The sequence below is a fragment of the Micromonospora sp. LZ37 genome (assembly GCF_059359015.1).
The window spans coordinates 311589-338588 of sequence record NZ_JCADBL010000006.1 but is presented as its reverse complement, the minus strand read 5'-3'; the positions used below and the strand labels follow the sequence as shown (position 1 = coordinate 338588).

At 66.5% G+C, this 27000-nt stretch carries 14 protein-coding genes; 4 read left to right on the top strand and 10 right to left on the bottom strand.

Annotated features, from left to right (window positions below; translation table 11 throughout):
- Positions 1 to 390: 390 nt before the first annotated feature.
- Both AC5L3Z_RS15835 and AC5L3Z_RS15830 read right to left on the bottom strand, forming a co-directional pair.
- Positions 391 to 2859 carry a S8 family peptidase gene (locus AC5L3Z_RS15835; protein WP_494842689.1) on the bottom strand — a complete coding sequence of 823 codons (2469 nt, stop codon included), beginning with the start codon at positions 2857 to 2859 and terminating at the stop codon, positions 391 to 393.
- 95 nt (positions 2860 to 2954) lie between these two features.
- Entirely contained in the window at positions 2955 to 3863 is a 909-nt protein-coding gene (locus tag AC5L3Z_RS15830; protein ID WP_494842733.1) for an AAA family ATPase, read from the bottom strand.
- A 391-nt stretch (positions 3864 to 4254) separates the two neighbouring features.
- Between AC5L3Z_RS15830 and AC5L3Z_RS15825 the strand changes: the two genes are divergently transcribed.
- A complete protein-coding gene (locus AC5L3Z_RS15825; protein ID WP_494842687.1) occupies positions 4255 to 4581 on the top strand; it encodes a hypothetical protein in 327 nt (108 codons plus the stop codon).
- 214 nt (positions 4582 to 4795) lie between these two features.
- Here AC5L3Z_RS15825 and AC5L3Z_RS15820 read toward each other — a convergent pair whose 3' ends face one another.
- From AC5L3Z_RS15820 to AC5L3Z_RS15810, 3 genes are all read right to left on the bottom strand, one after another.
- Positions 4796 to 5674: a hypothetical protein gene (locus AC5L3Z_RS15820; RefSeq protein ID WP_494842685.1), complete on the bottom strand. Its 879-nt coding sequence runs from the start codon at positions 5672 to 5674 to the stop codon at positions 4796 to 4798.
- A gap of 295 nt (positions 5675 to 5969) precedes the next feature.
- Positions 5970 to 11306 carry a sacsin N-terminal ATP-binding-like domain-containing protein gene (locus AC5L3Z_RS15815; protein WP_494842683.1) on the bottom strand — a complete coding sequence of 1779 codons (5337 nt, stop codon included), beginning with the start codon at positions 11304 to 11306 and terminating at the stop codon, positions 5970 to 5972.
- A 24-nt stretch (positions 11307 to 11330) separates the two neighbouring features.
- Positions 11331 to 11993, bottom strand: a complete 663-nt coding sequence (locus AC5L3Z_RS15810) for a hypothetical protein (RefSeq protein ID WP_494842681.1) — start codon at positions 11991 to 11993, stop codon at positions 11331 to 11333.
- A gap of 471 nt (positions 11994 to 12464) precedes the next feature.
- Here AC5L3Z_RS15810 and AC5L3Z_RS15805 point away from each other — a divergent pair, with 471 nt between their 5' ends.
- From AC5L3Z_RS15805 to AC5L3Z_RS15795, 3 genes are all read left to right on the top strand, one after another.
- Positions 12465 to 14225, top strand: a complete 1761-nt coding sequence (locus tag AC5L3Z_RS15805) for an SEL1-like repeat protein (RefSeq protein ID WP_494842679.1) — start codon at positions 12465 to 12467, stop codon at positions 14223 to 14225.
- Positions 14174 to 15334 carry a hypothetical protein gene (locus AC5L3Z_RS15800; protein ID WP_494842678.1) on the top strand — a complete coding sequence of 387 codons (1161 nt, stop codon included), beginning with the start codon at positions 14174 to 14176 and terminating at the stop codon, positions 15332 to 15334. Before AC5L3Z_RS15805 ends, AC5L3Z_RS15800 begins: the two co-directional genes overlap by 52 nt.
- 133 nt (positions 15335 to 15467) lie before the next feature.
- Positions 15468 to 16808, top strand: a complete 1341-nt coding sequence (locus AC5L3Z_RS15795; RefSeq protein ID WP_494842676.1) for a hypothetical protein — start codon at positions 15468 to 15470, stop codon at positions 16806 to 16808.
- 965 nt (positions 16809 to 17773) lie between these two features.
- On the opposite strand, the gene AC5L3Z_RS15790 is transcribed toward AC5L3Z_RS15795, so the two are convergent.
- The 5 genes from AC5L3Z_RS15790 to AC5L3Z_RS15770 form a co-directional block, all read right to left on the bottom strand.
- A complete protein-coding gene (locus AC5L3Z_RS15790; protein WP_494842675.1) occupies positions 17774 to 19270 on the bottom strand; it encodes a DNA phosphorothioation-associated putative methyltransferase in 1497 nt (498 codons plus the stop codon).
- Positions 19271 to 19865: 595 nt separating this feature from the next.
- Positions 19866 to 20705: a phosphoadenosine phosphosulfate reductase domain-containing protein gene (locus AC5L3Z_RS15785; protein WP_494842674.1), complete on the bottom strand. Its 840-nt coding sequence runs from the start codon at positions 20703 to 20705 to the stop codon at positions 19866 to 19868.
- A complete protein-coding gene (locus AC5L3Z_RS15780) occupies positions 20702 to 24277 on the bottom strand; it encodes a hypothetical protein (protein WP_494842673.1) in 3576 nt (1191 codons plus the stop codon). The genes AC5L3Z_RS15785 and AC5L3Z_RS15780 overlap by 4 nt, the downstream gene beginning before the upstream one ends.
- Positions 24274 to 25383, bottom strand: coding sequence for a DUF4007 family protein (locus tag AC5L3Z_RS15775; protein ID WP_494842672.1), 1110 nt, complete (start codon positions 25381 to 25383; stop codon positions 24274 to 24276). The genes AC5L3Z_RS15780 and AC5L3Z_RS15775 overlap by 4 nt, the downstream gene beginning before the upstream one ends.
- Positions 25376 to 26596, bottom strand: coding sequence for a cysteine desulfurase family protein (locus AC5L3Z_RS15770; RefSeq protein ID WP_494842671.1), 1221 nt, complete (start codon positions 26594 to 26596; stop codon positions 25376 to 25378). Before AC5L3Z_RS15770 ends, AC5L3Z_RS15775 begins: the two co-directional genes overlap by 8 nt.
- Positions 26597 to 27000: the final 404 nt, after the last annotated feature.

The following is a 27000-nucleotide window of genomic DNA, read 5'->3' as shown; positions in this document are numbered from 1 at the left end:
CAGGCCGTAGTTTGGTCGGTCCGACGCGTTCATGCCGGAATCCGACGAAGTTGCCGCGCCGCGTCAGTCTACGGTGCCGCGAGAGCCGGGGCCAGCAGCGTGACGGGTTTGGCTGCGCGTGCCGGGTGGTGGTGACCGACCCAGAGGGCTCGTCCGGTGAGATATTGGGCGAAGTCGGGGTGGCCGGTCCGGTTCTGCAGGGCGAGGCCGCTCCGGGCGGTTGTTGTGCAGGGCGGCACGGAGTTGGTCGTACTCGTCGCGTGGTGTGGCGGGGCTCGCTCGCTGGCGGTCAGCAATCGAGGCGGTGCGTGCGATTGGCCGCCCTCCTGCTGCGGGCTTGGTCAAGCCCGCGGGCTCTTGCGGGGGACGCGCAGGCAGTAATGAGTCCGATCAGACTTGGATCGCGACGGGAACGCCGATCTGCTGGGCGACGGGTGTCCAAATGTCGACGTCTTGTTCCGGGGTCTCGATGGATACGGCGAGAGCGTAGCGTGCGCCGGAGTCGCTGCCGTCACGCTTGGGGTTCTCCTTCCACCATCCAGTCACGGGGAAGATAGCTATGGCGCCGCATCCGGCGAGATCCGCCGCTGATCCTTCCCAGATATCGGTATGGAGGGAGCCTGCGGTTCGTTGATTACTCCCGAAGATCCACTGCTTGGCGTCATTGGTGCTACTCGGTCGGCGCTCCTCTTCGGCTAGCGCGCGTTGATTAATGCGCTTGCGGAAAAGATCAGTGGACTCTGTAGGCCGTCGGATGTCGAAGCGAAGGCCGTGGGATGCGTAGCTGTATCTCCGTTGCCAACCGCGGCGTCCGGGGTTGGGCTCGATGAAGTACGACAATGTCACGCGCATCCTGACCTGCGCGGCTCCGAGTCCTGTCAGGACGTCAGTGGGCCATGGCAGGTCGTGAAGGTGCATCTCCCTCATGGTTCCGTCGCGGTAAGGGTGGATTGTGTCCTGAACGATAAGGGTGAGTGCGTCGCTTGCGCTGCGGGTCGCACGATCTAGGCTGGGTAGGCCCATTCCGTATCGTCTGTGGAGCTGATGGACCGCGGCCTTGCCTACCCTGCGGGCTCGGTCGACGCGCTGCTGCATGGCAGTGGTCCACTCCGCAGAATGGACGATCAGGGCACGAACCGTCTCAGGCCAAAGTGTCGGGTAGTCAGCAAGGATCGATGCGGCTAGGTGAGCAGCCTGGGCGGTGGCGGCGCTGGTTGCGCAGGTGGTTGTGAGGAGGCGTGCATCGACGCCCGGGTGTCGGGTGGTCAGCACCTGCAGGGCCTCTGGAGTGTCATAGCTCGTTCCCGCGGGCGAGCAGGCGACGTTGCCGCCTTCGAGCACGATGTCGGGCTTGACCGGCCATCTACGGCTGAACGGGACGGAAGTTCGGCTGTGTGGTGATAGCTCACCGCGGGGGGCAAGCGGTATCCAGCCGTCCCACATTTGCCCTGCGGATGCGAGATTATCCAGGCTTGTGTAGGCCCCCACGGTCAACGCGTTCCACGCTTGTCCGGGGTCTTCGACCGGCTCGACATCGTTTCGGGTCAGGTAGTCCTGCTGCTGGAACTTGGTGCGCTCCACGTTCCCGGCGCTAATGAGGAAGAGGCGACGAGCTGCCTCCTCGGCCTGGTCAAGATAGACCAAGCCGTTGTCTGTGACGTCGATGCTTCTTCCGGCCGCGAGCGCATCGACAGCTGCAGACCACGACGTCGGTTCGCCCGTCATGCGACGGCGGCTGCCGTCCTCTTGGACCGGTCCTCCTTTTGCCGTAACAGCCATCGAGAATACCCGGCGACGCGCAGGGGCTTGAACCTCCACAAGGCTCGCCGCTGTGGCGGTAACTGCACCATGCAGCTCGGGTGGATGCGCCTGAGGAGGCGGCGGTACCAGCTTGACAGACTCTAGGCGGTGCCGAAGCCTTACTGGTCCCGCTGATCGTATGACCTTGCCAAGATCGCCATAGAGAGCGAGGCCGGCCATCTCTGTACCATGGCCACCGTGGTCGTCAAGCCGCCAATTCGGATCGCAAGAGTGGCAGTCGGTTAGGTCGAGTGAGTGTGTCAAGAGCGCATGGTTTTTGTGAACACCGGTATCGAGGATGCATACGGTGGGGGCTTCGGCTGAAGCGGCGCTTGTTCGGTCGACGAGTTGGTCTACCCACTCACGCTGTTCGCTGGCGGGCTCAGAGGCAATTTGTTGCGCGAGTTCATGAGGTTGACGTAGCTCAGCGAGGTCATCGAGCACGTCTAGGGCGGTTGCCAGATCCCGGGCGGTCGCTTCGACCAAGACGACCGTTCGGTCCGAGAATCCCAGGGTACGCGGGCCCATCCGGACTCTCGCCCGCTCGGCGAACTGCTGAAGACGGCCGATCTCGTTGCCGTCGCGGCGACGCAGCCACACTTCCCACCAGACACGGGCATCCGGCTCTGGAAATTGCTCTGGCGGATCGGTCCATAGCGCCTCGACTGAAGCTAGCCTAACCGCTGCGATCCGGTCGACGAGGTTGGCGTTCTTCGGCTTGGCGTCATTAGTGGTCTCAGCGTAGCCCTCGAGATTGGAGAAGAAGTGACCAAGTTTGCCGTCTGGGACGAAGACGGTCGCCTGCTCCACCGGTCCTGTTGGCGTTTCGACTTCATGGACCGAGACCAGTTCTGGTTGGAGACCCCTGCGCTGCGATTCCAGCGATTGGAGTGCTAGGCCGACGCCAGGAAAGCTCTCGAACACTAGATACAGGCCGTCGATTGCTCCTTCGACGGTCGCCTCTCGTTCCGCGCGCCTAGCCTGTGCGGCTGTGTCGACTTCTCTCAGTTGCTCGTAGAGCCGTTGCGCGTGAGCCTGACGATCCGAGGGTGCCGCCACGGTGCCGTTGTCGCCCCCGCTTCCGGGGCGGCGGTATGGCTCGGCAGTGGCGGCTCGCGTGAGGAGGAGATGGGGGCGGTTTCGAGGGGCCATCTTTACTGCTTCTCGTGGGCCATGTTCTGCCGATCTCGCAGGGCTGCCGCCAGGGTGGCAGGAGTGACGTGTTGCTGACCAGACAGGATGGCCTCCTTGGCGGCTAGTTCGCAGGCGACTGTGATCTCGGCGTGACTCAGGCCTGCTGCGGCCTCGTCGATAGCACTCCACGCCCACTTTTTGGGCCCCATAGTAGCCAACCGATTGCGGATAACAGCCCTGCTGACCTCGGGCGTGGGTAGCGGATACCCGACAACGAGGTCGAACCTCCGGAACAGCGCGCGGTCGAGCAGTTGAGGGTGGTTCGACGCGGCCACCAAGAGGCTGTCCGAGTCCTGCTGGTCCAAGAACTGCAAGAAGGAGTTCAGCACGCGTCGGATCTCACCAACATCGTTGGTCCTGGAGCGCTCTCCCCCAAGAGCGTCGACCTCATCGAACAGGTAGATTCCCCGGGTCTCCGCTAGCGCGTCGAACACAAGCCGCAGCTTTGCGGCCGTCTCGCCCATCATCTTGGTGATCAGGGCGTCCAGGCGGATGGTGAAGAGTGGTAGTCGAAGCTCGCCGGCGAGGCTGCGCGCCGTCATCGTCTTTCCGGTCCCGGGCGGGCCGACTAGTAGGAGGCGACGCAGAGGGTCGAAGCCGTGTTCTCGGAGTCTGTCTTGCTGTCGCTGCTCAAGCAAGACACGCTCCAACCGTTGCCGAACTTCCGGCTCCAGCGCGAGGTCTGCCAAACGCGTGGTCGGGTAGGCGACGCTCAGGAGGTCAGCTAGCTCACCTCGTGGTCGAGCGACAGGAACCGGGCGACTAACAGGCCTGTCTGCCCTCTCAGAAGTTGCTCGGAGTCCATCGACTAGATTTCGCAGCTCTTGGGCGAAGTGCGCTTGACCGCTTCGAGCGGCCTTCGCGGCCACCTGCAGGGCTACCGAGTAGAAGCGGGCATCGTCACCCTCGCCATGACTTCTGACCAGGGCCTTGACTTGATCAGCTGTCGCCACGTACGCCGCACCTCCCCCAGCCGCCGTGCATGAAGCCGCCGCAGACGCTGACCTGACCCTAGCGTCAACGACTGACTTCCCTGTGCGACATGACCCAAAAATGATCTTGAGTATCGCGACCTTCGCGATTTCCCCACTTGCCGACCAAGCTTAGAGCCAAGACAGGTGGCAGGGCCGCCGCGGTTCGGTCGTAAGGAGCCTGCGGGGCAGAGACTTCATCCGGCCAGCGCCACCATCATTGCGGTGATGCACCGGATCAGCAAGGCCGTCCCCCGCCGAACACCGCATAGGCCCACCACTGGTCCGAGTGCTCCGGCTCATTACGAATCACCTGGCGGCCCTGGAGCACCACTTCGGCCTCGCACGCGAGTCCGACCTGGCCGACGACAACGTGGTCCGCTTTCACGACGACCTCAACATCATCGTCCGCCTGCGCAACGGCGCCGAGGTCGGGGCCGGTGTCCGACCCGACCCGGACAAGAAGGAGACCGGCGACGCCACGCTCCAGTTGCACACCAACCGCCTCGCAAGGGATGTTCTCGGCAGGAGCACGACCGCCTGGGCGCCATTGTCGGACTGCAGGACGCCGCCTTCTTCCAACCTGCCAGGCTCATCGACCCGCAGTCTGGCCTGAAGAGGGCCTTCGTCCGCACCAACCGGCGCCTGCAGTGCTGGAGGCAGCCCAGCTGTTCACCGAGCCCAAAGACCTGGCCCGAGAACCCCAAACGGAAGAAGCCCGAGCCCTACCTCGGCACCAGGTTTTTGGGGCCGGCACGATCCTGCGGGCTTCCGCCTCACCGCCCCGAGTGGGACCGTTGCGCAGCCGTCTCGTATAGCGCTGCGGCGGCTTATGGATACTCGGCCCGGATGAGGGTGGCGAGGTGGTTGCCGGCTTCGGTGGTGTCGACAGGTCCGCCGGCCAACTCGGTGGTGAGTGCATCAATCGGGTAGCGGGCAAGTACGTGGTAGCGGGCCAGGTACGCCGCAACCGCGGAGACCTGGTAACCGCTCACAGCGGCGAGCAGCGTGTAGGTAAGGACCTGGTCGATGAGACCCTCGAACTGGTGGGTCTCGGTGAGGTGGCCGGTCTTGACTTCCACGATCGTGGTGCCGGCGAGTAGGTCGGCGACCCTCAGCCCATCGAGTAGGGCGGGACCGGCGGTTAGGGGGCCGTAACTACGCAGCGCAGCACGGAATCCGCTGAGGTAGCTGGCCCAGAAGGCGGCAAATGCTGGTCGGGCGGCACGGGTCGCGGTCGCGCAGATGGCGATGGTCCGGCGATGCCGCAGCGGACCTTGCAGCGTGGCATGGGCCTCGTCCGGCGTGGTGATGGGAAGCTGTCGCAGGGATTGTTCGAGGATGGTGAGCACGCTGCCCACCGTGAGCAGGCGGGCACCTGGCACTTCAGAGTTGGTCCTGCGCCACGCCGCGTCGCCTCTCCGGTGGTCGGGCCGGTATCCGGCGGTGGTGAGGAGGGTCTGGCGCTCGGTCTTGGGCAGGCTGGCGAACAGGTGTGGGTACGGCGGGGTGTCGCACAGGTCGAGTGCGAAGGTCTTCTCGATAGCGTGGCCGAAGTGTCGCGGATTCGGCGGGCACACGGTGATCGGCGCAGGAGCGCGGCGGATGCGGTGGCTTAGGTCGGCGATCAGCTCCTCGCGGTACGGGAAACGGCGGGCAAGCCACCGTTTCGACGACAACGGCTCGAGGTCGGGGCGGAACACATCCATCGGACACTCCTCGGCAGGAGGGCACACCAGTGCGGCTTCCAACACGGCCTGGTCAATGACCGGCAGGCAGCCTGCGGCGGAAGGACAGCAAGAACGACCGGCTCATGCGTGAGCGCGTGGAAGAGGCGTGAGCGCTGCCGCTGGCGGGGTCTCAGCCCTTCGGCATCATCGGCCGATGTCGGGCTCCGCTACTGCAGGGCGGCGTGGTTAAGAAGCGTTCGGTCACACGAGCCGAAGCCGCTCAGTAACTCTACGCGACAGCGAAGTTCAGGGATACCCGTGTAGATGCCGGCGGTCACGACCAGCGGTACTCCAGACGCAGACCCTGGCCGACGAAGCGATACCGGCCGCGGCTCGCCGGGTCGAACGGGTTCGGGAGCATACGGATTTGGCGGTTCTCATTCATGACGTTGGTGATCACTAGGAGCCGCCACCGCCGGTTCCGGGCGTTCTCCTGCGCCGCGATGACCTGAGTCTCGCCCAGCTCGATTCGACCGCCCTCGGCGAGGGTGGTCTTGACCTCGTAGTACCAGGTGCCGCGCCGGCCGGGGACTTCAAAGTCCCAGCCCAGGCTGTCGTCACCGGTGCCGGGGTAGACCCGCTCACGGTATCCCGACACCCAGCATTCCGGGCTGAAGTCGGCGCCGTACTGCCGCTCCAGCCATCGATAAGCGAACCACTCGCCAGCGAAACCCACCCCCAGCTTTTGCAGGCTTGACAGCTCGGACGCGAACCCACCGCCGCCGAAGCCGCCACCCGCGATCCGGCCGCCGGGGCCGGACCGGGCGTCGGTTTCCTTGAGGCCGGTGAACCTGCGTGGAGTGGCCAGGAACGCGGGTGTTCGGTCCAGCGAATTGTCGAGAGCCGCGCGTAGCGAGGTGAAGCCGTCGTCAAGGTCGAATGGTTTGTCGTCGATGTTCACGGTCCGCCGCTGCCGTTCCCGTTCGGCGCGTTGCTGCCGCTCCTCGGCTTTCTGGCGGTCGAGGTCGTCGGAGGTGAGACCAAGCGCGTCAACGTCATCGGTCGCGGGCATGTCCGTCGGCCAGACGCCGAGAGTTTGCAGCCAGCGGAGCACGTCCGGAAGCGTCAGCATGGCGAAGTCGAGCGCGCCGGCCGCGTCGAGCGTTGCGCGCAGCGCCGGGCCTGCCGACGCCTCGTCTGTCCACGGCGCGGGGACCGGGCGGCTGTGCCGTTCGAGCCAGGCGCGCACGAGCTTGGTCAGCCTGCCGGCGGCGGTATCGACCAACTCGGCGTTGGCCTTGGCGCAGTCGCTGCGGCGCGGCAGAGGGGGGCCGCTGTCTGGCGGCTGTTCGCCCAGCCGCGCCGTGAGTTCTTCCTCGACGCGCGCCGCCATGAGATCGGTCGAAAGAACGTCGACGGTGGTGCCCCACTCCGGGTCCGGGGCGAGTAACTCAACCCGCCGGAGCTGGGGCCAGTCCGGCTGGGGTTCGCCGGCCGCGAAGCGGTCCCACCGGTGCCAGCGCAGCCGGTCAAGCAGCGAGTCGCGATGGTGGCGTACGTAGTCGGCGAAGTCCTCGGAGTGCTGCGCGCCGTAGTCGATGAGCGGATAGCGCCCGCCCATGCCGGACAGGGTGGCGTTGAGTTCGCGTACCGGTATCTTCAGCTGCTGCTGGAGCGCCGCGAGCGTCGGAGCGTCGAGCGCGGTGGCAAACAGCTCGTCCGGCTCGTGGTCGAGTCGGTCGGCCAGCGCAGTAAGCCGGTCTCGGGCCTCCTGCTCGCTTTCCACCGACGGTGAGTCGGGGTCGAACGGCGCGGCCGACTCGGCGTCCAGGTAATGCGCGACGACGGGATGGAGCCTATGTAGTAAGGGTCGCAGGGAAGATTGGATTCGCCGCGCCATCGTCCGGACGTCCTCGGCCGTGACGTCGCATATCTCGGCCACGTCGTCGTCGGCGAGTTGGGCGACGGGGACGCCGACCCGCCGGGTCCGCTCTGAGGCCCACCGGAAGGTGCGGGCGTAGTCCCGCCGGCCGATGAGGTATGCCAGCGGCTCCGCCATCGCCTCCAGCATGTCCCAGTCCAGCTCCGTCTCCGCGCCTTCGACGATCAGGGTGGGATGCGCGGCGTGCGGCATCGGCAGCACCCCGTGCAGCCGGTCCGGGAGCCGCCGGATTTCCTCGCCGAGGCGCACCTCGACCGTGCCAGCGAAGGCGACCCGCACCCGCCGCAACGCGTCGAGCGTGTCGTCGAACGCCCGCTGACCGAGGCGGCTGAACTGGCTGCGTTGGTGTTCGAGCAGCGTCGCCACGAACAGCGGCAGCCACGGCAGGATGCCGACGATCGGTCGGGCGCTGGCGACGGCTGGCGGGCCGAACTCGTGTCCGTCCAGCAGCACGACCGGCGTGACGCCGCTGGCACGTGAAACCCGGTCGCCGAGGCGGCGGCGCAAGATGGCGGTGACCGTCTCGGGATGCGCGTCTACTTCGAGGACCCGCCACCCGAAGTCGGCCATCAGTCGGAGCAGGCTCTGCTCGTCGTCCCGCGACGCGACTACCACGTCGGGCGGCTCCTGGTCGCCACTGGCCGGCTCGAGCGGCAGGGCTGTCGACGAGCCGCCGACGTCGACAACGAGGTAGCCCCGGGTGTCCGGCGGGAACGGCTCCACCTCGGTGCCACGGGCGGCGCAGGCCGCCCACGCCGCCCGGTACGTGTTGTGGAACTGTGCCGCGTGCATCTCGGTAACCGCGCCGGCGTGAAAGAGCGCGCCTAGGTGGCGCACCAAACGCGGGGCATCGGCGTCCCGGCCCCACACGCCCAGACCCAGCTCGGTCAGCCGCCGCAGCGCCACCGGGTCGTCGTCGAGCAGATCCCGCATCGGCTTTGCGAGCAGCGTCGCGAACCGCGGCGGCACGTCGTCACTGCGAACCGGAAACGTCCAGCACTCGGCCGGCGTCGCGAAAGCCCCGCCGCTCTGGCCGGGTCGTTGCGTCGGCAACCAGGCCACCGTCCGCAGGAACGCGCCGAGCGGCGTGCATCGCCGTTGCGGGTTTTTGTCGCCGGGCCGGTCGCGTTCCCAGACGGTTGTCAGGGCGTCGGCCGGCCAGGCGCCCTTGAGTCCGCGCAGGATCTGCCGTGCCAGGTGCAAGCGCACCCGGTCGGTCAGCCGTTCCCAGTCGGCTTGTCCCGGCATCCACCAGAGCGGGCTTTTCACCACGTAGGGGGTGGACGGATACCATGCAGCGGACGTCGTCGGCAGGACCTTCGCCCACTGGTTGCGGACCGGATCGGGCAGCCCGGGCACGGCCGAAAGCCGATCGCGGGTCAGGTTGCTGCCGTAGATCCCGCGACCGTCGGATACAGACTTGAGCGGCACCACCTCGCCAACGCCGATGCGCCGCAGGAAGGCAACCCAGTCGGCAACATGGTCGCCGGCTCGCATGACCTGCGCCGGAGGTGTCAGCAACCGGCCTGCGAGCGAGTACAGCTCGGCCGACCGGTCCTCTGGAGTGGCCGCGATCGCGGACAGCTCCTTGCCGGTGGTACCCGGCCAGTCGGACGAGAACAGACAGTCCTCGGCGGCCATCCAAACGCCGATCGCAGTCGGCAGCAGCAAGCCCAGGGCAGCCAGGTCGGTCTTGATGCGGGCACCGCTGCGGCTCAGGTTGAAGACGAACGTCAGCGCGTCCCGGGCGACCCGCTGCGCGCGGCTGTCGGCGAGCACGGCACGGATGTGTTCGAGGATGCCCCGCGTCTCGAAGCCGCGCACAAGCCGGTTGTCCTGCAGAAACTTGCGCGCCGGGGTCTGTTGCCGGTTGATGTGCCAGGTCAGATCGCCGTGCAGATAGAACAGCCGGTTGGACAGGCTTGCCGGCAGCGACAGGTCGGCGCCGGGGTCGACGTCGTCCTCGTCGGCGATCCGCTGGGTCGTCGGCGGGAAGAACGGCGCGGCCTCCCGGCTCGCGGATGTCTCGCCGGCCCGCCGGCCGGCGCACGGTGCGAGCTCGTCCGAGTCGGTCAGCAGAATGCGCCGCGCCCGCAACGCCTCGGGCGCCTTCTCGAAGAGGCGCGCGATGTCCGCGTAGGCCTGGTCCCAGTCGCTGATCGGGCGGCGGTCGCGCTGCATCACCGCCATCATCTGCTCGACCCAGCCGGCCAGACGCTCCGGCTCCGGCGTCACGTCAAGTCCGAGCCGCGACAGCAGGCTCCTCAGCCGCGCCTGCCGGCGCGGCGGCAATTCCCGCAGGAACTCGGCGCCGCTGGCTGCTGTCGCAAATGCTGCGGTCAGCATGCCTGTGTCGGGTACGGGCCAGCGCCATGCCGCAGCTGGTGTGAGCCAGCGGCCGGCCGCCTGCGCGGGCAACAGCGGGCGTTCGCCCAGCGGTCGGCCCTGCTCCTCCGCGCGAGAGGTGAGCAGCCCCAGGCGGTCGTCGTCCCAGCACAAGAGATCGAGCACAGCCGCAGGGGCGGCGTCGTCCGGCCAGCCGGTGAGCGCCTCGGCCGCGTCGAGGCAGAGTTCCGCCGCCGAGGTGAGCAGCAGCCGGTTCAGCGGGTTCGTCTCGTCGATGTCCGTGCGGGACAGGTCGGTGAAGAACGGCGCGTTGAGGTGCCCCGCGAACGGCGACGGCGCCTTACGGCCCATCGGTAGGAGGGTGTAACACCGGCCGACATGCGCGTCCGCAGCCCCGTACGGCACCGCGACCGAGACTTCGACCGTCGCCGTCGACTCGGCATACCTGGGGTCGAGCTGACGCCGGTCGATCGCTTCCTGCACCGCACGCCGGTAGGCGGCCGGATCGACCCGCCGAGACAGCACAAGATAAGTGCCGTCCTCGTCCAGCGTCACAAGGTCGCTGGTGAAGTCATCGGCCGCCACCGGCGCGCTGCTGCGTACCCGGGTCAGCACCCGCTCTTCGCTGGCGGAACCGTCCTCTCTCCGTATAGTGACCCGTTCCAGCCGCTTCAGGAACAGCATGAGCGGCACCTCTGACGCTTCGAGCTCGTCGAGGCGCTCGGCCACCGCCTCGACGGCGCCCTCGTCGAGCGGCAGCCGCACCACGGTGGCATAGCCGTCGGCCCACAGCGCCGCCACCCGAGCGGGCGTCCCCTCGGCCGGCAACGTGATGCTGTAGAGCGAAACCTCGTCGATGATCTGCCGGGTGAGCACCGGATCTGCGCCAACCAGCCCTGGCACGTCGTCCTCGGTAGCGAACCGGAAGCAAAACCCCGGATCTCCGTTGTCCAGCGTGCTGTAGACCTCCGGAGTCGCGCATATCTGGAGCACGCTCTTGAAGCCGACACCCTTGTTGCCGATACCCTCGCCGATCGGCTTGTCGCTCAGCCCGAGTGAGCGGATCCGCCGGGCGTTGCTGGCGGTGAACCCGCGCCCAGTGTTGGCGACGTAGAGAGTGCCGTGTGTGCCCTCGCCGCGCGCCAACACCACCGCGGTGCGCCCGCTGCCGGCGTCCGGCGGCTGCGCGTCGTACCCGTTCTGGATCAGCTCGAACAGGAAGCGGCCGCCGTACTCCCGCATCGTCTGGCCGATCATGCTCTTCTGGCTGCGCGCGAAGTCCTGATCCTCCCGGGTCATTAGCTGTGCCCGGACGAGGCGCTCGGCCCGGTCACGCAGCTGCGCGTCGGCCTCGGCACGTGAGGCCGGCTCGGTACCTTTCATCTGCTCTGTCTCCCCGGGGTGGAACTACCGCCTCTTGCGTTCCAGGCTGCCGCGGAGGTTCTTCGCGCCCACCTCCGAGACCCCTGCGAGTGCCAGGGCATACCCCACGGCAGTGTCGACGTCGATCAGCCCGCCGCGCAGCACGGCGTCCAATGCCTTGCGGGCGTGCTCACGCTCGTGACTTCCGGTCCAGTTGTTGTGCCCGCCGAAGAACAGGGCCCGGTCGAGGGCCTTCTGCGCCTCGGGATCCAGCGCCGGCACCTGCGGATACACCCCGGACAAGTCCGCTGCCCGGGTCCCGGCAGCCCATCCGGCCAGCGGGGTCATCGCACTCTCCAAGACCACCAGTGCCGATCCGCGCGCCAGGTCAGTCGCCTGGCGCAGCGACCGGGCGTCCGGGTGGAACGCCACTACAGCGCCACGAGGCCGGTTTCGGTCGAGCGGGTAGCTGAACCGGTAGCGGCTCGCCAGCCGGTGGACCGGGCCGGGGCCCCCGTGCGCCTTCGCCCCGTTGTAGAACACCACCGGGGTCACCCCGTCGGCGGCAGCCTGCTCCTCGATCCACTGCACCGCAATCTGCTCGAGTTCCTCCCACCGCTCCAGGTTCTCGTCGATGTCAGGGATCCACGCGGCGACCCGCAGCAGGCTCGGGTGCTGCCGCGAGGGTTCGTCCGGCTGATTGGTCACTCCACGCCTCTTTCGTCAGTCATTGCGGCCAGTGAACCAGCAGGGTCCGACATGGAGCCAACCGCCGAACGACCTGAGGTTCCCCGGGGCCGTCGAGGGCGGCCGAACGGGAAGCTGCAGGCATGTGGACCACGAGTGTCAGAGGCGGTCGTCTACTGGAGCCGCCCTTTGTTACTGCCTCGTTGGACATGTCTGCTGTCCACCGGGGACGCAGCGCGTCAGAGTTTAGGCTCATCATGGTCTTGTGGCATACGAGCTGAGCAGACTCGACGAGCGGCGATTCGAGGAGTTGTGTAGGGCGCTCGCGGTGCGGGTGCTGGGCCCGCGATCCAGGCTTTCGGCGCGGGACCGGACGGTGGCCGCGAGGCCGCCTTCGACGGCGAGGTGTCGTTTCGGCCTGGTTGGTGCGGCTACGGCGTCCTCCAGGCGAAGTGCCGCCGGACCGCTGGCGGTGTCGCCGATGGTCAATGGTTGTGCCAGACCCTCACGAGCGAGTTGGACCAGTGGCTTGATCCGCGACGGCGGCGCGTCACCGATGGCCGGATCCCGCAGTACTTGATCGTTGCCACGAACGTCCGCCTGTCCAGCGTCGCGGGGCGCGGCGGCATCGACCGCGTCAACGACCTACTCAGCGCATACGGGCAGCGCCTCGGCCTCAAGGGCTGGGCCTTGTGGGACGCCAATCAGTTGTCCGCCTACCTGGACGCCTATCCCGAGATCAGCCGACGTTTCGCGGAATTCCTCACGCCGGGGGATGTCCTGGCTCAGGCCCTGGACACCATCAATGATGTCAACGAAGCCCTGCGTGAGCGGCGGAGCGCTGCCGGAGCGCCGGAGCGCCGGGTAGTCGACTGGGAGCCCTTTGACCTGGGCGTGCACCGCTCGATCAGCCCGGCGGAGCAGGTCGCGACGACGCTGCCGGACTACGTCGGTCGAAGCCATGACGCGAACCTGCGCCGCCTGCTGCACCCCATGCCCATTAACGGGGTGTTCGTCGTCCTCGTCGGTGGCTCGTCGACCGGGAAGACGCGCACCGCATACGAGGCGGTCCTGACGTGCCTGCCGGACTGGGCGCTGGAGTTCCCCACTACCGCGCTCGCCTTGCGGGATCGGCCAGCGAGTCCACCCTCAGTCATCTGGCTCGACGAGGCGCAGCGATATTTCAGCTCCCCGCACGGCGAGGCGGCGGCCGTCGCCCTGATGGAGATACTGCGATCGAACGCGCCTGTGGTCGTGATCGGCACCCTGTGGCCGCAGTACTGGCAACGCTTCACCACGCAGCCGAACCCGGGCGACGCCGATCCGCACCATGAGATTCGAACACTGCTGGCCCGAGCCGTCCGCATCGACGTACCGCCGACATTCCTACCCGCCGATGTCGAACTGGCCCGGTCGCGCTCCGATCCACGCCTCCGCGACGCCATCGCGACCGCCGGATCCTCGAATCGGATCACCCAAGCACTGGCAGCCGGCCCGGACCTCATCGCCGCCTACCAGGATGCCGATCCGTACGCCCGAGCGCTCATGCTCGCCGCAGCCGATGCCCGCGCCGCCGGTCGCGCCGCCCCGCTGTCGGCGACGATGCTCGAACACGCGGCGGCAGGTTATCTCGACGAACAGCAACGGGCCCGCACGGCGCCCTGGTTCGCCGCGGCTATCGCCTACGTCACCCGGATGGTCAAGGGCGTCATCGCTCCGCTGACGCCGGTGCGGTCTCAGCCCGACCTCGGCGAGCCCGACGGCTACGTGCTCGCCGACTATCTCCTTCAGCACCTGCGTCCCGAGCAACACATGTATCCGCTGCCCCCACAGTTGTGGGCCGTCCTGCTCGCCGACCAAGGCCCGCTTGAGGACCAGCTACGCCTGGCCAGGGAAGCCGAGGAACGCCACCTCTACCGCGACGCGGTCACGCTCTGCGCGTCGCCGGCCAATCAGGGCTCACCCGGTGCGGCCATGGCCATCGGCGTGCTCCTCAGCAGACTCGGCCGGCACGACGAGAGCGACCCCTGGGTAAGGCGGGCCGCCGACCTCGGCCATAAGGGCGCCATTCAATCGCTCGCCCAGCGGTACGTGTGGGACGCGACCTCGGGTCAGGAGGTGCACGAAGACCCCACCGACGCCGAGCGGCACTTGCGACAGCTCGTCCAAACCCTAACGATCTCGACGCTCATGTTCGGCTCGTGTACCTACTCACCGACAGCGGACGCAGCGACGAGGCCCGCAGCTTGTTGACGGGACGCGCAGAACAAGGCGATCCCCCCGCGCTCGTCGTACTGGCAAACGTGCTGTACGAGCAAGACCAGCATGGCGATCTGGAACCCCTGCTGCACCAGCAGACCGCCAAGGGCAGCCCGATCGCCGCGATCCTGCTCGCCGGCCTCATGGATGAACTCGGCCGCGCAGAGGAGAGCCAGACACTACGCTCGACCATTGTCCAGAGGATCCCCGCGGATGCCCTCCTGCACTGCATCGAACTTCTGATCGAGGCCGACCAGTGGTGCGGAGTGGACGGATTGTTGCGACACGCGGCCGAAGAGGGCCATGCCTGGGCCATGCAGCGGCTCGCCGGACTGCTCATCGAGGACGGCATCGAACTCGACGACGATCCCGAGCTCTTCGAAGAAGGCGAAGGCTGGCTGCGGCGGGCCGCCGACGCCGGCGACGAGCACGCGAATCTGCTGCTGCCCAACATGCTGGACCGCTTGGGCAAGACCGAGGATGCGGCGGATGTCCTACGGCGGCGGGCGGCCACCGACGACCAGGAGGTCCTTCTCGATGTTGCCTACGAACTCATGCACCTCGGGCATCACGACGAGGTGAACGAGGTGCTTCGGCGGTTGACCGCCGCTGGCAAACCCCAGGCGCCGGTTCGGCTCGCGCACTTCCTGCGGCAAGCCGGTCAGCCCGAGCAGGCCGAAGCGCTCCTTCGTCAGACAGCCGCCGAGGACCTGCACGCGCTCGTCGAACTGGCCGGCATGCTCGGCGAAACCGGGCGCACTGCTGAGGCGGAACAACTACTGCGTGGCGTGGCGCAACCAACGACGGAAGTGTTGTCGGCGCTGGCCGATGTACTCGAGAAGGACGGGCGCGCGAAGGAGGCCGATCGAGCGCTTCGCGACGCGTGCCTGGCAGGTGCCGGCCTCGTTGATCTCGAACTCAGCTTGGAAGGGACCGAGGCGGAGCAATTGCGCCGCTACGGGCTAGAGCCTGATGGGCGAACCGCAGCGCCGTGGCGCGCCCCTGAGCCCACCCCCGAGGTGGGCACGGCAGTCAACGAATTTCCACCGTTCGCGGGGTGGTTCGGTCTGCCCTATCCCCATTATTCGGAACGAGGGCCGTAGGCGCCGACGGCCGCTGTTCGCGCGGCGAGCGCGGACGAAGCCTCCAAGCATCAGCCCCAGCCAGCTGGCGACGATGCCCAGCGCACCACCGGCTCTGGCAAGTCAATCGACGAGGTCATCGAGGAACTCGGCCATGCCCATGCCTGAGCATCCGGAGGCGACTCGCTACGGCAATTTGGCCAGCATGAACGCGTCCCGCACAGCGAGTGGGATCGTTAAGGAGACGGTGATGGAGGTGACACCGGAGCTGGTGCTCGACCGGGTGAGAGCGGCGCATGGCCGGCTCAAGCTGGAGGGCTTGGACGAGGAATCCCTGGCCGCGTGGCGACACGCGGCGAAGGTGGCCAAGCTGCGGTTGCTGCGAGCCGGTCCGCACCGGCTGCGCAGCTGGTCGTTTCCGGGTGGCATGTCGCTGCTGCTTGTGGAGGTCGACCGCCGGGGCGTCGAGTCGCCCGCGTTGGCGCCCCCGGATCAGCCAACCCGGCAGTGGGTTCCGCCTCCGCGTCCACGGCCCCGCACGCAGGAGTTCCTCGGCCGGGTCGTCCCGGTCCCCTCGACCGTGCGCCGCCCACACCCGATCGTGCAAGACCTCACCGAGGCGCTGGACTTCCCCGAGCGGGTGATCTACCAGCACCGGCCCTACCTGATGCCGAACAAGCGTCGGCCCGTGCAGCGGATGCGCCAGATCTGGCAGGCCATCATCACCGAGGCCGAGTTCCGCGGGTACGAGACGCTGTTCCGGCACAACCGACGGGACCACTACGACAGCGGCCAGCTGATCCTGCGCATCGACCGGGACGAGTTTCCGCTCCAGCTCTACGGGGAACGCGGCAAGCCGCTACAGCTGACAATCAAGGAAGTGCATCCGGCGCGGCGCCGCGGCTACGACACCTGGACCGACACCGCCGACAAACCCCTGCACAGGCAACTCGGCGAGATCTTCACCCACATCGAGCGGTGGGCCGACCTCCTGATCGCGCGTCGCGAGGCCGAGGAGCGCCGCGAACAGCAGCTCCGACGGGAACGGCAGCGGCGGGAAGATGAGGCCCGACGCCAGTTCACCGAGGACCACCGCCGCAAGACCATCCAGGCTCGTATCGGCGAGCGGCAGTTCACCGACGACGCCCGCGCCTACGCGGCAGCGCTAGCGGCGGTCGCTGACGACTTGGAGCCGGACCGTGCGCAGGAGGTGCGGGCCTGGGCGACGTGGATCCTGCAGCATGCCGACCACGTGATCCCCAGCTCAGCCGGGAGGGCATGCCGAAGACGCCAGCACCCGAGAGGGACGACCTGCGGCCGTACCTACCTCCGGGGCACTGGTACTAGCCGTGGTACCAGCGGCGGTTCGGATGCCACGGCTGATAGGGCGGCGACGCAGAAGCAGTCCTCTCGGCGTGCTGCTGTCTCGGTGTCGGCACGGCCGCCGAAGGCGGCGGTCCGCTGGGGATTCCGGGCGGGTCGGCCAGCGGGTTAAGGTCATCGGCGTAGGTGTGTGCCCATGCCAACCACGGGTCGTCGAGCCGCATGCCGGCGGTGACGAGATCCGTGCAGTAGGAGCGGATGTCCTCGGCCAGCAGCCACGCAGCTACCTGCTGTCGCAGGACCTGGTCGCGGTGCGCCGTCACCGCCCGGTCGCGTTCCTGCTGCAGCCGCGCCTGCTCGGCCCGCGCGGCAGCTTTGCGGCGGTCACGTAGCCGCCGGCCACGCTGGCGCAGGTCCGTCAGGATGGCGGGCAACTCGTCCTCAAGGCGCTTGCGGGCGTAGTCCTTCCACTCGGCCACACCGGCGTCTGCGTCGGTGACCGTGAGCACCAGGCGCAGCGCCCAGCGGGCTCCCTTCTCCTCCCGTACCCGCACCTCGAGAGGCTGATCGTCGACGACCATGCTCAGCAGCGCGTCCGTACCGGACCTGACGGCCCATTCCCGCCTCTCCGCCTTCAGACATAGCGCCTGAAGGATCAGCAGCGTCCGGGAGCGGTTCTCGTCGGACTCCGGTAGGCGGCTGGGCTGCTCACGCAACCGGTCGATGACCGGATGAGGATCCACCAAGAGCTCGGGGACCGGCATCGATGAGCGACTTGCCGGCTGGTACTGCTTGCTCGGGTGGCGGCCCCGCCGTAGCTCAATAACCAGGTCACCGGTGTTGCGGCCGCGGTGAACCAGATGCCAGCCCTTGGGCACGTACCTGCCAGACCGCAAAGCATGGATCAGCCGACGCCAGGCCGCCCTCACCTCTTCCGACGGATCCAGAACCTGCACAGACCCTTTCGCCTCTTCGAGCAGGTTCAACAACCCCTGCACCGAGGCGGGCGGCATTGTGGAGCCGGGCAGGGCATCCATGGCACCATGCTTCCACACCTGCGCGCAACGACGAGAAGGCTGGCCGAGCGCCAGCGAAGACCCTTGGTTCGCGAAGCAGACAGATTGCAAGCGGCGTCGATTACTGGAAGGCCGAAGGGGCGGTCGCCGTCGTGGTGCGGATGATGCGGTGCCCAGCCAGCCGGTAGCCCCGGTCTTGTAGCCTTTTCTCCCACCCGGCATGAGTCCCAATGGTCGCGGTTTCGTGCAGCAGCCCGGCGCGCTCTTCCTGCTTGGTCAGCCGGGCGAACTTGTCACGGCCGGGGTAGTCAAGGGGGACGAACGATTCTTTGCGATGGAGCACGGGCGGGTTAGCTGATCGGCGGAAGTCAGTGAACTTGACATCCAACTTCCTAAGGTCCGCCCTCAGGGATGTCGCCAATGCGGGGTGTGGCGCCTTATCGAAGTCTGGATAGGACAGGTAGGAGACCTTGGTCGTTATCCGCGAAAACTTGATGATGGTACATTCTGTTACCGTCCCAGTGAGCGCTCGGGCGCATCCTTCGTATACACGGAGAAGCGGATCTAGCAGTTGGATCGCAGTAGCGTGTACGTACAGGGCGTCGGCCGTCAGTTTTCCGACATGAGAGAGACTGCACGCATTATTCAAACCTTTTTGGTCGGCTATGCCGTGAAGCAGTTCGTCTGCCTTGGAGCAGGCAGTTCGGTAGGATCCGAATAGCGTTCGTACGTCAAGCGCTATCCCCTTTGGCAGATCCGACGCCTTGGGTCGGCCTCTGAAAGTGGCAAGTGCGAGGTAGACCAGGAGATCCCGCTCTGCCTGACGACGGGCTCGTTCAAGGTCCCTGTCCCAGTCTTGGCTGCCGGTAACATCCCGCAACTTCGCTGCGGCTTGTCTCAGCGAAGAGAAGGCGCTCAGGAGCTGACCTGCTGTTCCGGGCACCTCCTCTGGCTCGGGGAGTCGGCCACGACTGGTGATGAAGGCCGCCAGCGCGCCCATGTCCTCGCGGTGAGCGTCGTAGAGGGCTTGCCGAATCCGTGGCCGGCGCACGGCCGCGGGTCGTTGCCGAGCACGTGACGCTAGAAAGGTCTGGGCGTGTGTGTCCTCGCGGAAGACGTAGAAGATGCCGGGAGCGGCGGCTATGCAGTGGGTGCCCAGCTGAACGTCGATCCAGTTGCGTAGTTCTTCCTGCGAGTAGAACTTCTGGAAGGTGCCGCGTTTGGTGATGAGACCGTCGCCGTGACGGTGGCCGGTGATCGTTCGCGCCTCCCACTCGGGTCGGGCCGCCACGACGAGTACCTGCCGGGCTAGCGCCCAGGCTGATGCAAGCGTTTGCGCCCGCTCGGTGGGATTCTCGATGACGTTGATGACGTACCCGAGGTTGACTACGTCAGCCGCGCGCCGTACGGCGCTGGGGCTATGTCCCGGGTCCCAGCCATGGGCGGTGTAGCCCATGGCCTGGAGGCGGGCGACGTCTCCGCCGCGCCCGCAGCCGTAGTCGAACAAGGTCGACTTATCGCTCAGGATGCCGTCGGCCATTGCCAGCGAGATGGGCTTGGACAGGTGCTGACGGGCAATCGCTGTCTGGTGCCGGGGGATCGCCTGGGCGCTGTCCATGACTCACGATTCTGCCGGTTCAAGTCGAGACCCGAAGCGTACAGGCTGCAAGAGGCGTTCGTCGTCGCTTCGCCAACTCTGCCGACCCGCCCTTAGCGACTCGGTACGCTTACGTAGTTTCTTGTGCAGAAGCCGAAGTCGCATGGCCGACTTGACTAGATCGAATAATTAGCGGTCACTGTCCTACGAAAGGGCTACCCACTGGAGCTACGGTGATTTTGAAGGCGCGCATGACTGATGCAAACCACGTTTCCTTTCTGGTTACGCACTCCGATGGCCGAGAAGCCGAATTTGTGGCAGCCGCAATACCGCCCTCAGACGTTCAGCGGTCGACCGGCACCTTTCGCAACCCAGATCAGCTGGTCCGATTGCCACCGAAGCTAATTTCCGCGTTGTTCGGTGTATCGGAACCGGAACCGGAACCTGCGGGTGGGATGGTGATTGGGCTAATCGTCCATACGGCAAGTCGCCGTGCAGCTGCGGTTGGGGATTTTGCGGACACAGAAGCAGCCAGAGCATGGTGGCACCAGCCGTACAACAGGTTGGCGCGGGACCCCGATGTGTTGTTCCTGCCGGTATCGCTCGACGCGGACACTTAGAGGTGGCAGACGGCGCAGCCCGCCTCGTCGCTTTCCTCGTCGAGGGCGTCGGTGAGCACCTCGATGAGAGGTAAATTAGGACGGGGTTTGGCCGCCGCGCGAGCGAGCGCGGCAGCATGCCGCTCTTCGATCACGTCGCGCCGTCCGAGAAGGTCGCGCAGCGACTCACCTTGAGACCACGTGTACTGGCGGCCGCGCATCGCTGTGGCCTGGTAATTGACCTTGTCCTCGTATTCCACAGCGCGTTCGAACAGGTCGGGGTGTCGGTCGGCGAGGCCAACCCACTCGTGCTTGCGCTGGAAGAAGCAAAAGTAGCAGCCGGAACGGGTGCGCCACTCATAGTAGGCCGGTAGCCCGATCCCGGACTCTTCCAGGATGCGGTTGACTCCGTCCCGGTCGATGCCGTCTTCCCTGAACGGAAATACAGCCTTAATGTTCGGCTTGGTGCTGACGTAGCCGAGACGGTTTTCATCGGCGCGGATGGCGACGTAGGAGATGGCGGGGCTGTCGCCCAGCCACTCCTCTAGCGGCTTGATCTTAAGGTTCTTGGTGCACCACCGCATGGACGCGCTCGGAAGGGTGCCCTGGTAGACCTGCAACCAGTGGTCGAAGTCGCGGGTGGCGTTCAGTCGGACGATCTGCTTGCCGAGGGCCGCTTCGAGCCGGTTGAGGTAGTCGTAGGTCTCGGGAAGCTCGGCGCCGGTGTCGCAGAAGAAGTACTCCATCTGCGGCACCTTGGTGCGCATGTAGATCGCGAGAGCGGAGGAGTCTTTACCGCCTGAGATGCCGAGGACGTGGCGGGTCTCGTCGGACGTACGTTGCCGGGGTGCAGTCATCGGGTCGGCTTCCTTCGCGTGGATGGTGCGTCGTCGCTGCCAGCGTCCTTCTCGACTATGACACTTTCGGCCAGCAGGGCGAGCAGTGCCCGCTCACCGTTCTCGCTGATCTTCTTCCGAGCGAGGGCGATCACCTCCGGCAGCAGGGCCTGCGCGTTGGCGCGTTCGTCCTCGGAGAGGTGGACGACGGTGTGGAGCTCGTGTCCGTCGGCCTGGGTAACGGTGATCGCCCGGGACAGGAACGAAGCGTCGGTCGGTTCCGTAACCGTGGGCTGGTGCAGGTTGGCCAACCGTTCGATAGCGCGAGCGGCAGCGCGGACCTCGTTGGTGAAGGTACTGATGTCACCATCGCGCCAGTCGGAGAGCCCGCGGCCAACGATCCGTACAACGAACGGATCGAGCCATTCGTCGTCGCTGAGCGTGGTCTCTTGAGCGAGCGTGATGACACCACGGAGTTTTGCCTCGACCAGGTTCACGTCGGCAAGGTGTCGGGTGTAGACGGCGAGGCGTTGACGTAGCTTGCCGAGGTTCGTGGGCATGTGGAATGCGGCCGCGATGGCCTTGACCACTTGTGTGCGCAGACGTTCGTCAGCTTGGCCGATCACGGTAAGTGCCTTGCCTAGCGACTCGGCGTACCGACGCGCTGCCTGCTCGTCGATCTCACCAATGGCTGGGATCGGCGCGAGGTCGAGGGCCGACGGCAGGTCGGTGAACAGGAGTGTGTCGGGCTCGCGAGCGGTTTTCAGCACCTGACGTACAGCCCGTGCCTGTTTGGGGATTTGTTGGGTGCGATCGGCGTAAGCTGACAGGCTCCGTGCGCGGTCGAGCAGCTCACGCGTGAGCGCCAGGGGCGCCACGTTGCGGACGTTCATCGGCGGTGCTGCTGGCATCCGCGCACCGATCTGCTGGGCGATCTCGGTCACTACGATCTTGCGCGGACCCGCTTGGGCGCCCATGGCTTTGACTGCGAACCGTTCCGGGCTCTTGATCATGCGTTCGGCGAGAGCCTCGGTGAGTCGGGTCTGGTAGGTGCCCTCCTCGAAGAGGGCGAGTTCTTGGCTGCCGATGATGAGCGCGGTCAGCACGATGACCGGGGTGACGCCCGGCCGTATCCCGAACGGAGGCGCTTCGAGGAGTTCGTAGACGGCATCGAGCCGCAGCGGCTGTTCGGTGGCGGCCCGCATCCGCTGCTGCATGGCGGTCCAAGCCGGGTGCAGCGAGTTGCCGGGCTCCGGCTCGTGAAAGCCGAATGGGAGCAGCTCGGTGTCCTCGTCGGCGCGCTGATCGGTGGGGCGGTGCAGCTGGAGGTACTCCAGGACGCCGCTGTACATCGCGCGTTCCGGCCCGTAGCCCTCAATACCGAGATACTGCTGGGTGGGCGAGGTGATCATGGCGATGATCAGCTCACGCCGTGCCTTGGCTGCTTGGCTGGTCAGCTTATGCCGGCCCAGCATCTCGTTGCGAATGTGCGGAGCGTAGGGGAATACGCTCTCGCACGCCTTGGAGACTAGCTCTGCGAGGCTTCTACCTTTGATGGTCTCGGCGTTAGATGTGAAGACGGCAGCTCCCGCCTTGGCCGGCAGCAGGTACCAGGTGGGGGCCAGCTGGCTTGGCAGGAAGGCTTCTGCGACCCGGGTGGCCAGTTCGGCGCTGGCTTGCGCGATACGTTCGCTGACCTCGGTGCTGGCCACGGCGTCGAGTTCGACGTTGGCCGGTAGCTCGTGCAGAGCGTGGAGGTAGCGGGCGGTACTGAGTACTTTCTCGGCGTGGGCGGTCACGCCGGCGATGACAGGGCGGTCGGCTCGAACGGTGGGGATGGTGTATTCGTCTCCGAAGTGGAACAGCAGGAGTCCGTCTTCGGCGTCAGCGGCGGACGGCCCGATGAGCTCGGGCGAACCTGCGTCGGTGGCCTTAGTGACGAAGTGGCGCAGCATGCCAGTGCGTTGGCTGTGCTTCCCTGCCACGACGGCGGTCGGCAGGTAGGCGGAGATGACCTTGACCGCAGCGTGGTCGTCGCAGGCGCTGATGAGCTGCTCGATGTGGCTGGTGAGATCGACGTCGCTGCCCCGCCATACCCGGTACTCGTCGCTGAACTGTCGGTACACCACGAAGCCGCGGTCGACGAGGCTGGCGACTTGGTCGGCAAGCAGTTGTCGGGCCGCGGTGTCGTTAAGCGCGATGGGGTCGCTCAAGGCGAACAAGATGGTGTCCATGCTGGCGCGCAGGGCGCCAGAGGCGTCGACGAGGTTAAGCATGCCGATGGTCTTGAGAATGACCTGGTCTTGCTCAGGGAGGCCGTTAGCCTCGGCGATGCGATTGTCGATCTCCATCCACCGGCTCGCGTTGGCCGATGCCAAGATGGTGGTGCGGCCTGCGGTGAAGAAGTAGTCGAAGGCATCGGCGATGCGGACGGTGGACGCCGACGAGGGGCGATTCGAGGCGTAGCTGAGCAGGAAGCGTCGCACCGTGTGGGGTTCGTCATTCGCGATGAACCCGGTCATGCTGCGATCATGCTGCCCGATCTGCGCGGCGAGCAGCGGCGCGACCACCGTTGTCAGCGGGTGCAGGGGGTACACGTGGGCGAACGTGTCGTGGCCTGCGGCGAGGATGCCTTGGAGGCCGCGTTCGGTCCAGGCCTGAGCGGACGCGGCAGCATGCTGTGCTATGAGCTTGCGTCCCTTGGGCAACACGCCGTCGTGGTCGAGGGTTCGGCGGATCAGCTCGACGGTGTCGCCGAGGTGGATCGTCATGAGTATGTCCTCGAACCGGCCCTGAACCTTCGCCCATTCCCGGCTCTGCAGCGTACTCGCGCGGGAGGCATAGTCGGCGAACGACAGGTGCTGCAGCGTAAGGAGGTAGAGCGGCACGCCGCGGGAGCCTGCACCGAGTTCAGCGAGTTCCTGCAACAGGAACACGTCGCTGCCGGCATCGCTGAACTCACCATGGGAGGCGAGGTGCTCTAGCGACTTGCCGAACTCGTCGATGACCAGCATGACCGGCGCCTGCTCGCAGAGGACCTTAACGGCGGACACAAGCTCCCGATTGCTGAAACCCGGAGCCTTGAGGGGCGCGAGTGCTTCCTGCACGGGTGCGGGCATGTTGACGTTGTGCCAGGCTCGGGCGGCACCGTCGAGCAGTGCTCGCGTGATGCTGTCGAGGAGGGGTTCTCGTCGCGCCGTGGCGACGCAGGTGATGAATCCGTCGGGCGCGGTGCTGTCACGAGCGGTGGTCAACCTGCGGGCCAGGATCGGGCTCGTTTCGGCGAGGACCTCTTCGGCCTCCGTCCGGCGGTTCCCAGCACGGCCGAGCAGCGATACGACGACCAGGGCCAGTGTGGACTTGCCCGAGCCGTAGGGCCCTGTCAGAGACCAGGCGCGGGTATTTGCTTGGTCCTCCAGGGCGGCGGTGACCCGTTCCAGCATGTCCTGTGCCCGGATGCCAATGTGCACTGGGCCGAGACGCTCGTCGCGGACGTCGCGTTCGATGTTCGTCGACCGCAGTCGGCTGCTGACAATGTTGATCCCGGCCGGCGTCTGCGGGCTGACGCCCGACGGTGCACCATTGGCGGTCATACCAGGGCTCCTGCGAGTCGATCGAGAGTCGGCTGGTCGAGCAGGTCGGTGCGGCCACGTCGCCGCATCTCGCGCAGCAGTCCGGGTGGTTGCATGGCGTACCAAGCTTCCCGATCCGGGAGGCTTGCGCGGGCGCGAACGCCGCCGTAGTAGCCGTCCAGCACGTCCCAGGCCAGTTCCTTGGGATTGCCCTCGAACCGCAGGCTGCGTTGTCCGATGCCCTCCACCAGGGCCATCTGCGGGTACTCGCCGGCGACCTCCTCCAAGGCATGCGCGATCTCCGGCTCTCTGAGCCGGAAGGCCCTCCCCGGGCCACCCGGCTCATTGGTGAGACGAGCCAGAGCGATGGAACCACTCTGCAAGGGCTCGCTGCGCGCTGCGTAGTCCAGACATGCGTAGGCGACCAAGGCCGGCGGCAATGAGGTGCGGGCGTTGCTGGTGAAATGCCAGCGGCTCGCTGCGTTGTTGCGTCCGAACCCGGTGGGCTCTAGCAGCCCGAGCTCCCGGAAGGGGGAATCAAGCAGGTCCTCGAAACTTCCGCCAGAACCCGCGGTGGGTTCACGCCGGCGTGCGTACATCTTGGTGAGGCAATCTGCGTCCTTGGCTACCGATGCCTCTACCGGGGGCTCCCAGCCGGCCAGCCGTACGTGTCGCAGCGTGGTCTCGGTGAGCTCGCTTGTGGTGAATCGGGACGTCGACTGTGCGTGGAAGGCCACCCACCAGGTGGGCGTGTGGCAGGGTTTCGCCAGTAGCCACCAGTGCAGCAGCCACAGACTCGCAGTGTCCTCGAGGTAGGGGTCTGCGCCGTCCTCGTCGAGCAGCCATCGCGCCTCCCAGGTCGGTGAGGCGACGTTCGCCCGGGACGTGAGGTCCTTGGGGTACTCGACGGTGAGTTTGAAGGCGTATGACCAGAACCGGATCGCATTGACCATGTTCTTACCGACACCGAGCGTCACCGTCGCGTTATCGCGCAGAAACACGTCGCTGCCGATGTTGGGGTCAGTCAAGGCGCTGTACGCCTTGTGCAGCCAGCCGAACCGAGGGTGAAAGGTCTCATGGCGGGAGAACGACGGCTCGGCAACGTCCTTGAGCTTGGTTTCAAGCATCGTGTCTCCGCGGTCCTTCCTGCCCCTGGACGGTTCCAGAGGCAGTCGTGGTGGTGTTTGGGTACAGAGCAGCGTGAACCCGGCGCTCAGCGTCGATCACGTGGCGAATGGCGCTATCAATATCATCAACGGTAGTGGCGTAGCCGAGAGAGAAACGGATGGTGCATTCGGCTTCTTCACGGCTCAGGCCCATGGCGAGCAAGACTCGGCTCGGCTCTATGGCACCGGCCGCGCAGGCGCTGCCCTCGGACGCCGCGATGGCGGGCATGGCGGCGAGCATCGCGTCGGCCGGCAGGCCGTCGAAGGTCAGACTCGACACGCCGGGTAGCCGCCGGTCAGGATGACCGTTGCGGCGGGTGCCGGGTAGGGCTGTCATGACAGCAGTCTCGAAGCGATCACGCAGCAACCGGATACGTGCCGCTTCTTGATCGAGGCACCGGGCGGCAGCCTCCGCAGCGGCACCCAGGCCGACGATGCCCGGCACATTCAGGGTTCCCGGCCGCCGTCCCCGCTCATGGCCGCCGCCGTGCATCAACGGCCGGATCGCCGGCACTATGCCGCGGCGCGCGAACAGCGCTCCCACCCCTTGCGGAGCACCGAATTTGTGCCCGGACATGGACAGTAGGTCAAGCTCCAGCCTACGGAGATCGATCGGTAGTCGACCAACGAGCTGCGTCGCGTCCGAGTGCACTAGCGCCCCGGCCTTGTGCGCGATCTTCACCACTAGGCCGAGATCACTTAGGACACCGGTCTCGTTGTTTGCCGCCATGATCGAAACCAGAGCAGGTGAAGTTGCTAGTGCTTCTTCCAGTTCTTCGAGACGAAGTGTGCCGTCCCGGTGGACCCCAATCGTGTGAACCGTGCCCCCAGCAGCGTCGGCGACCGCAACTGCCGCTTCGGTCACCGCCGGGTGCTCCACGGCACTGATCACTAGGCTCTGGCCAGGCGTTGCGGCCGACCGAATGGCCAAGTTGTTGGCCTCGGTCGCACCCGACGTAAAGATCAACTCGCTCGGCGAGCATGCCAACAGCGCCGCAACGCGCTCACGCGCCTGATCGACCGCAAGGGCCGCCTCCCGGCCCCCCGCGTGCACGCTCGAGGCGTTACCAACTGCCGTCAGCGCCTTGGTAGTTGCGGCCAACGCTTCGGGACGAACGGGCGCAGTGGCGTTGTAGTCGAGGTAGATGAGGGGATCAACAGCCGTATGACCCATCCCTCTCCCTCCGTCGCGGTACCCACCTTATGGGCTGGTGGCCTGCAAGGGAACCGCGACGCGTGCCACCAGCCGTGATCATGGGTGGCAAGATTACCGTACGCATGTTCTGTTCCGTCGCCCCCGTAGGCCGCTCGCGGCTGTTCGCCGCATCGAAGTTCAACGCCGCTCCGGACGCCTTCAGGGGAAGGCGCAGCTGCACGAGCACGCCCGTGAGCCGCGGTCCCCTCCGAGCGTGGTGGCGCGATAGAGTGAGCGCCTAAGTCGATGTCGTAGGCATCTTGTTCAATGACCCACGTGACTAGCGACCCCGAGGCGAGTCGCGCGGAGGATGCCGTCGAGATGTTCCACACAGCTGTCTTGATGGCAGATGCCCGGCGCGTCGCAGCAGGTCGCCGGGTGGC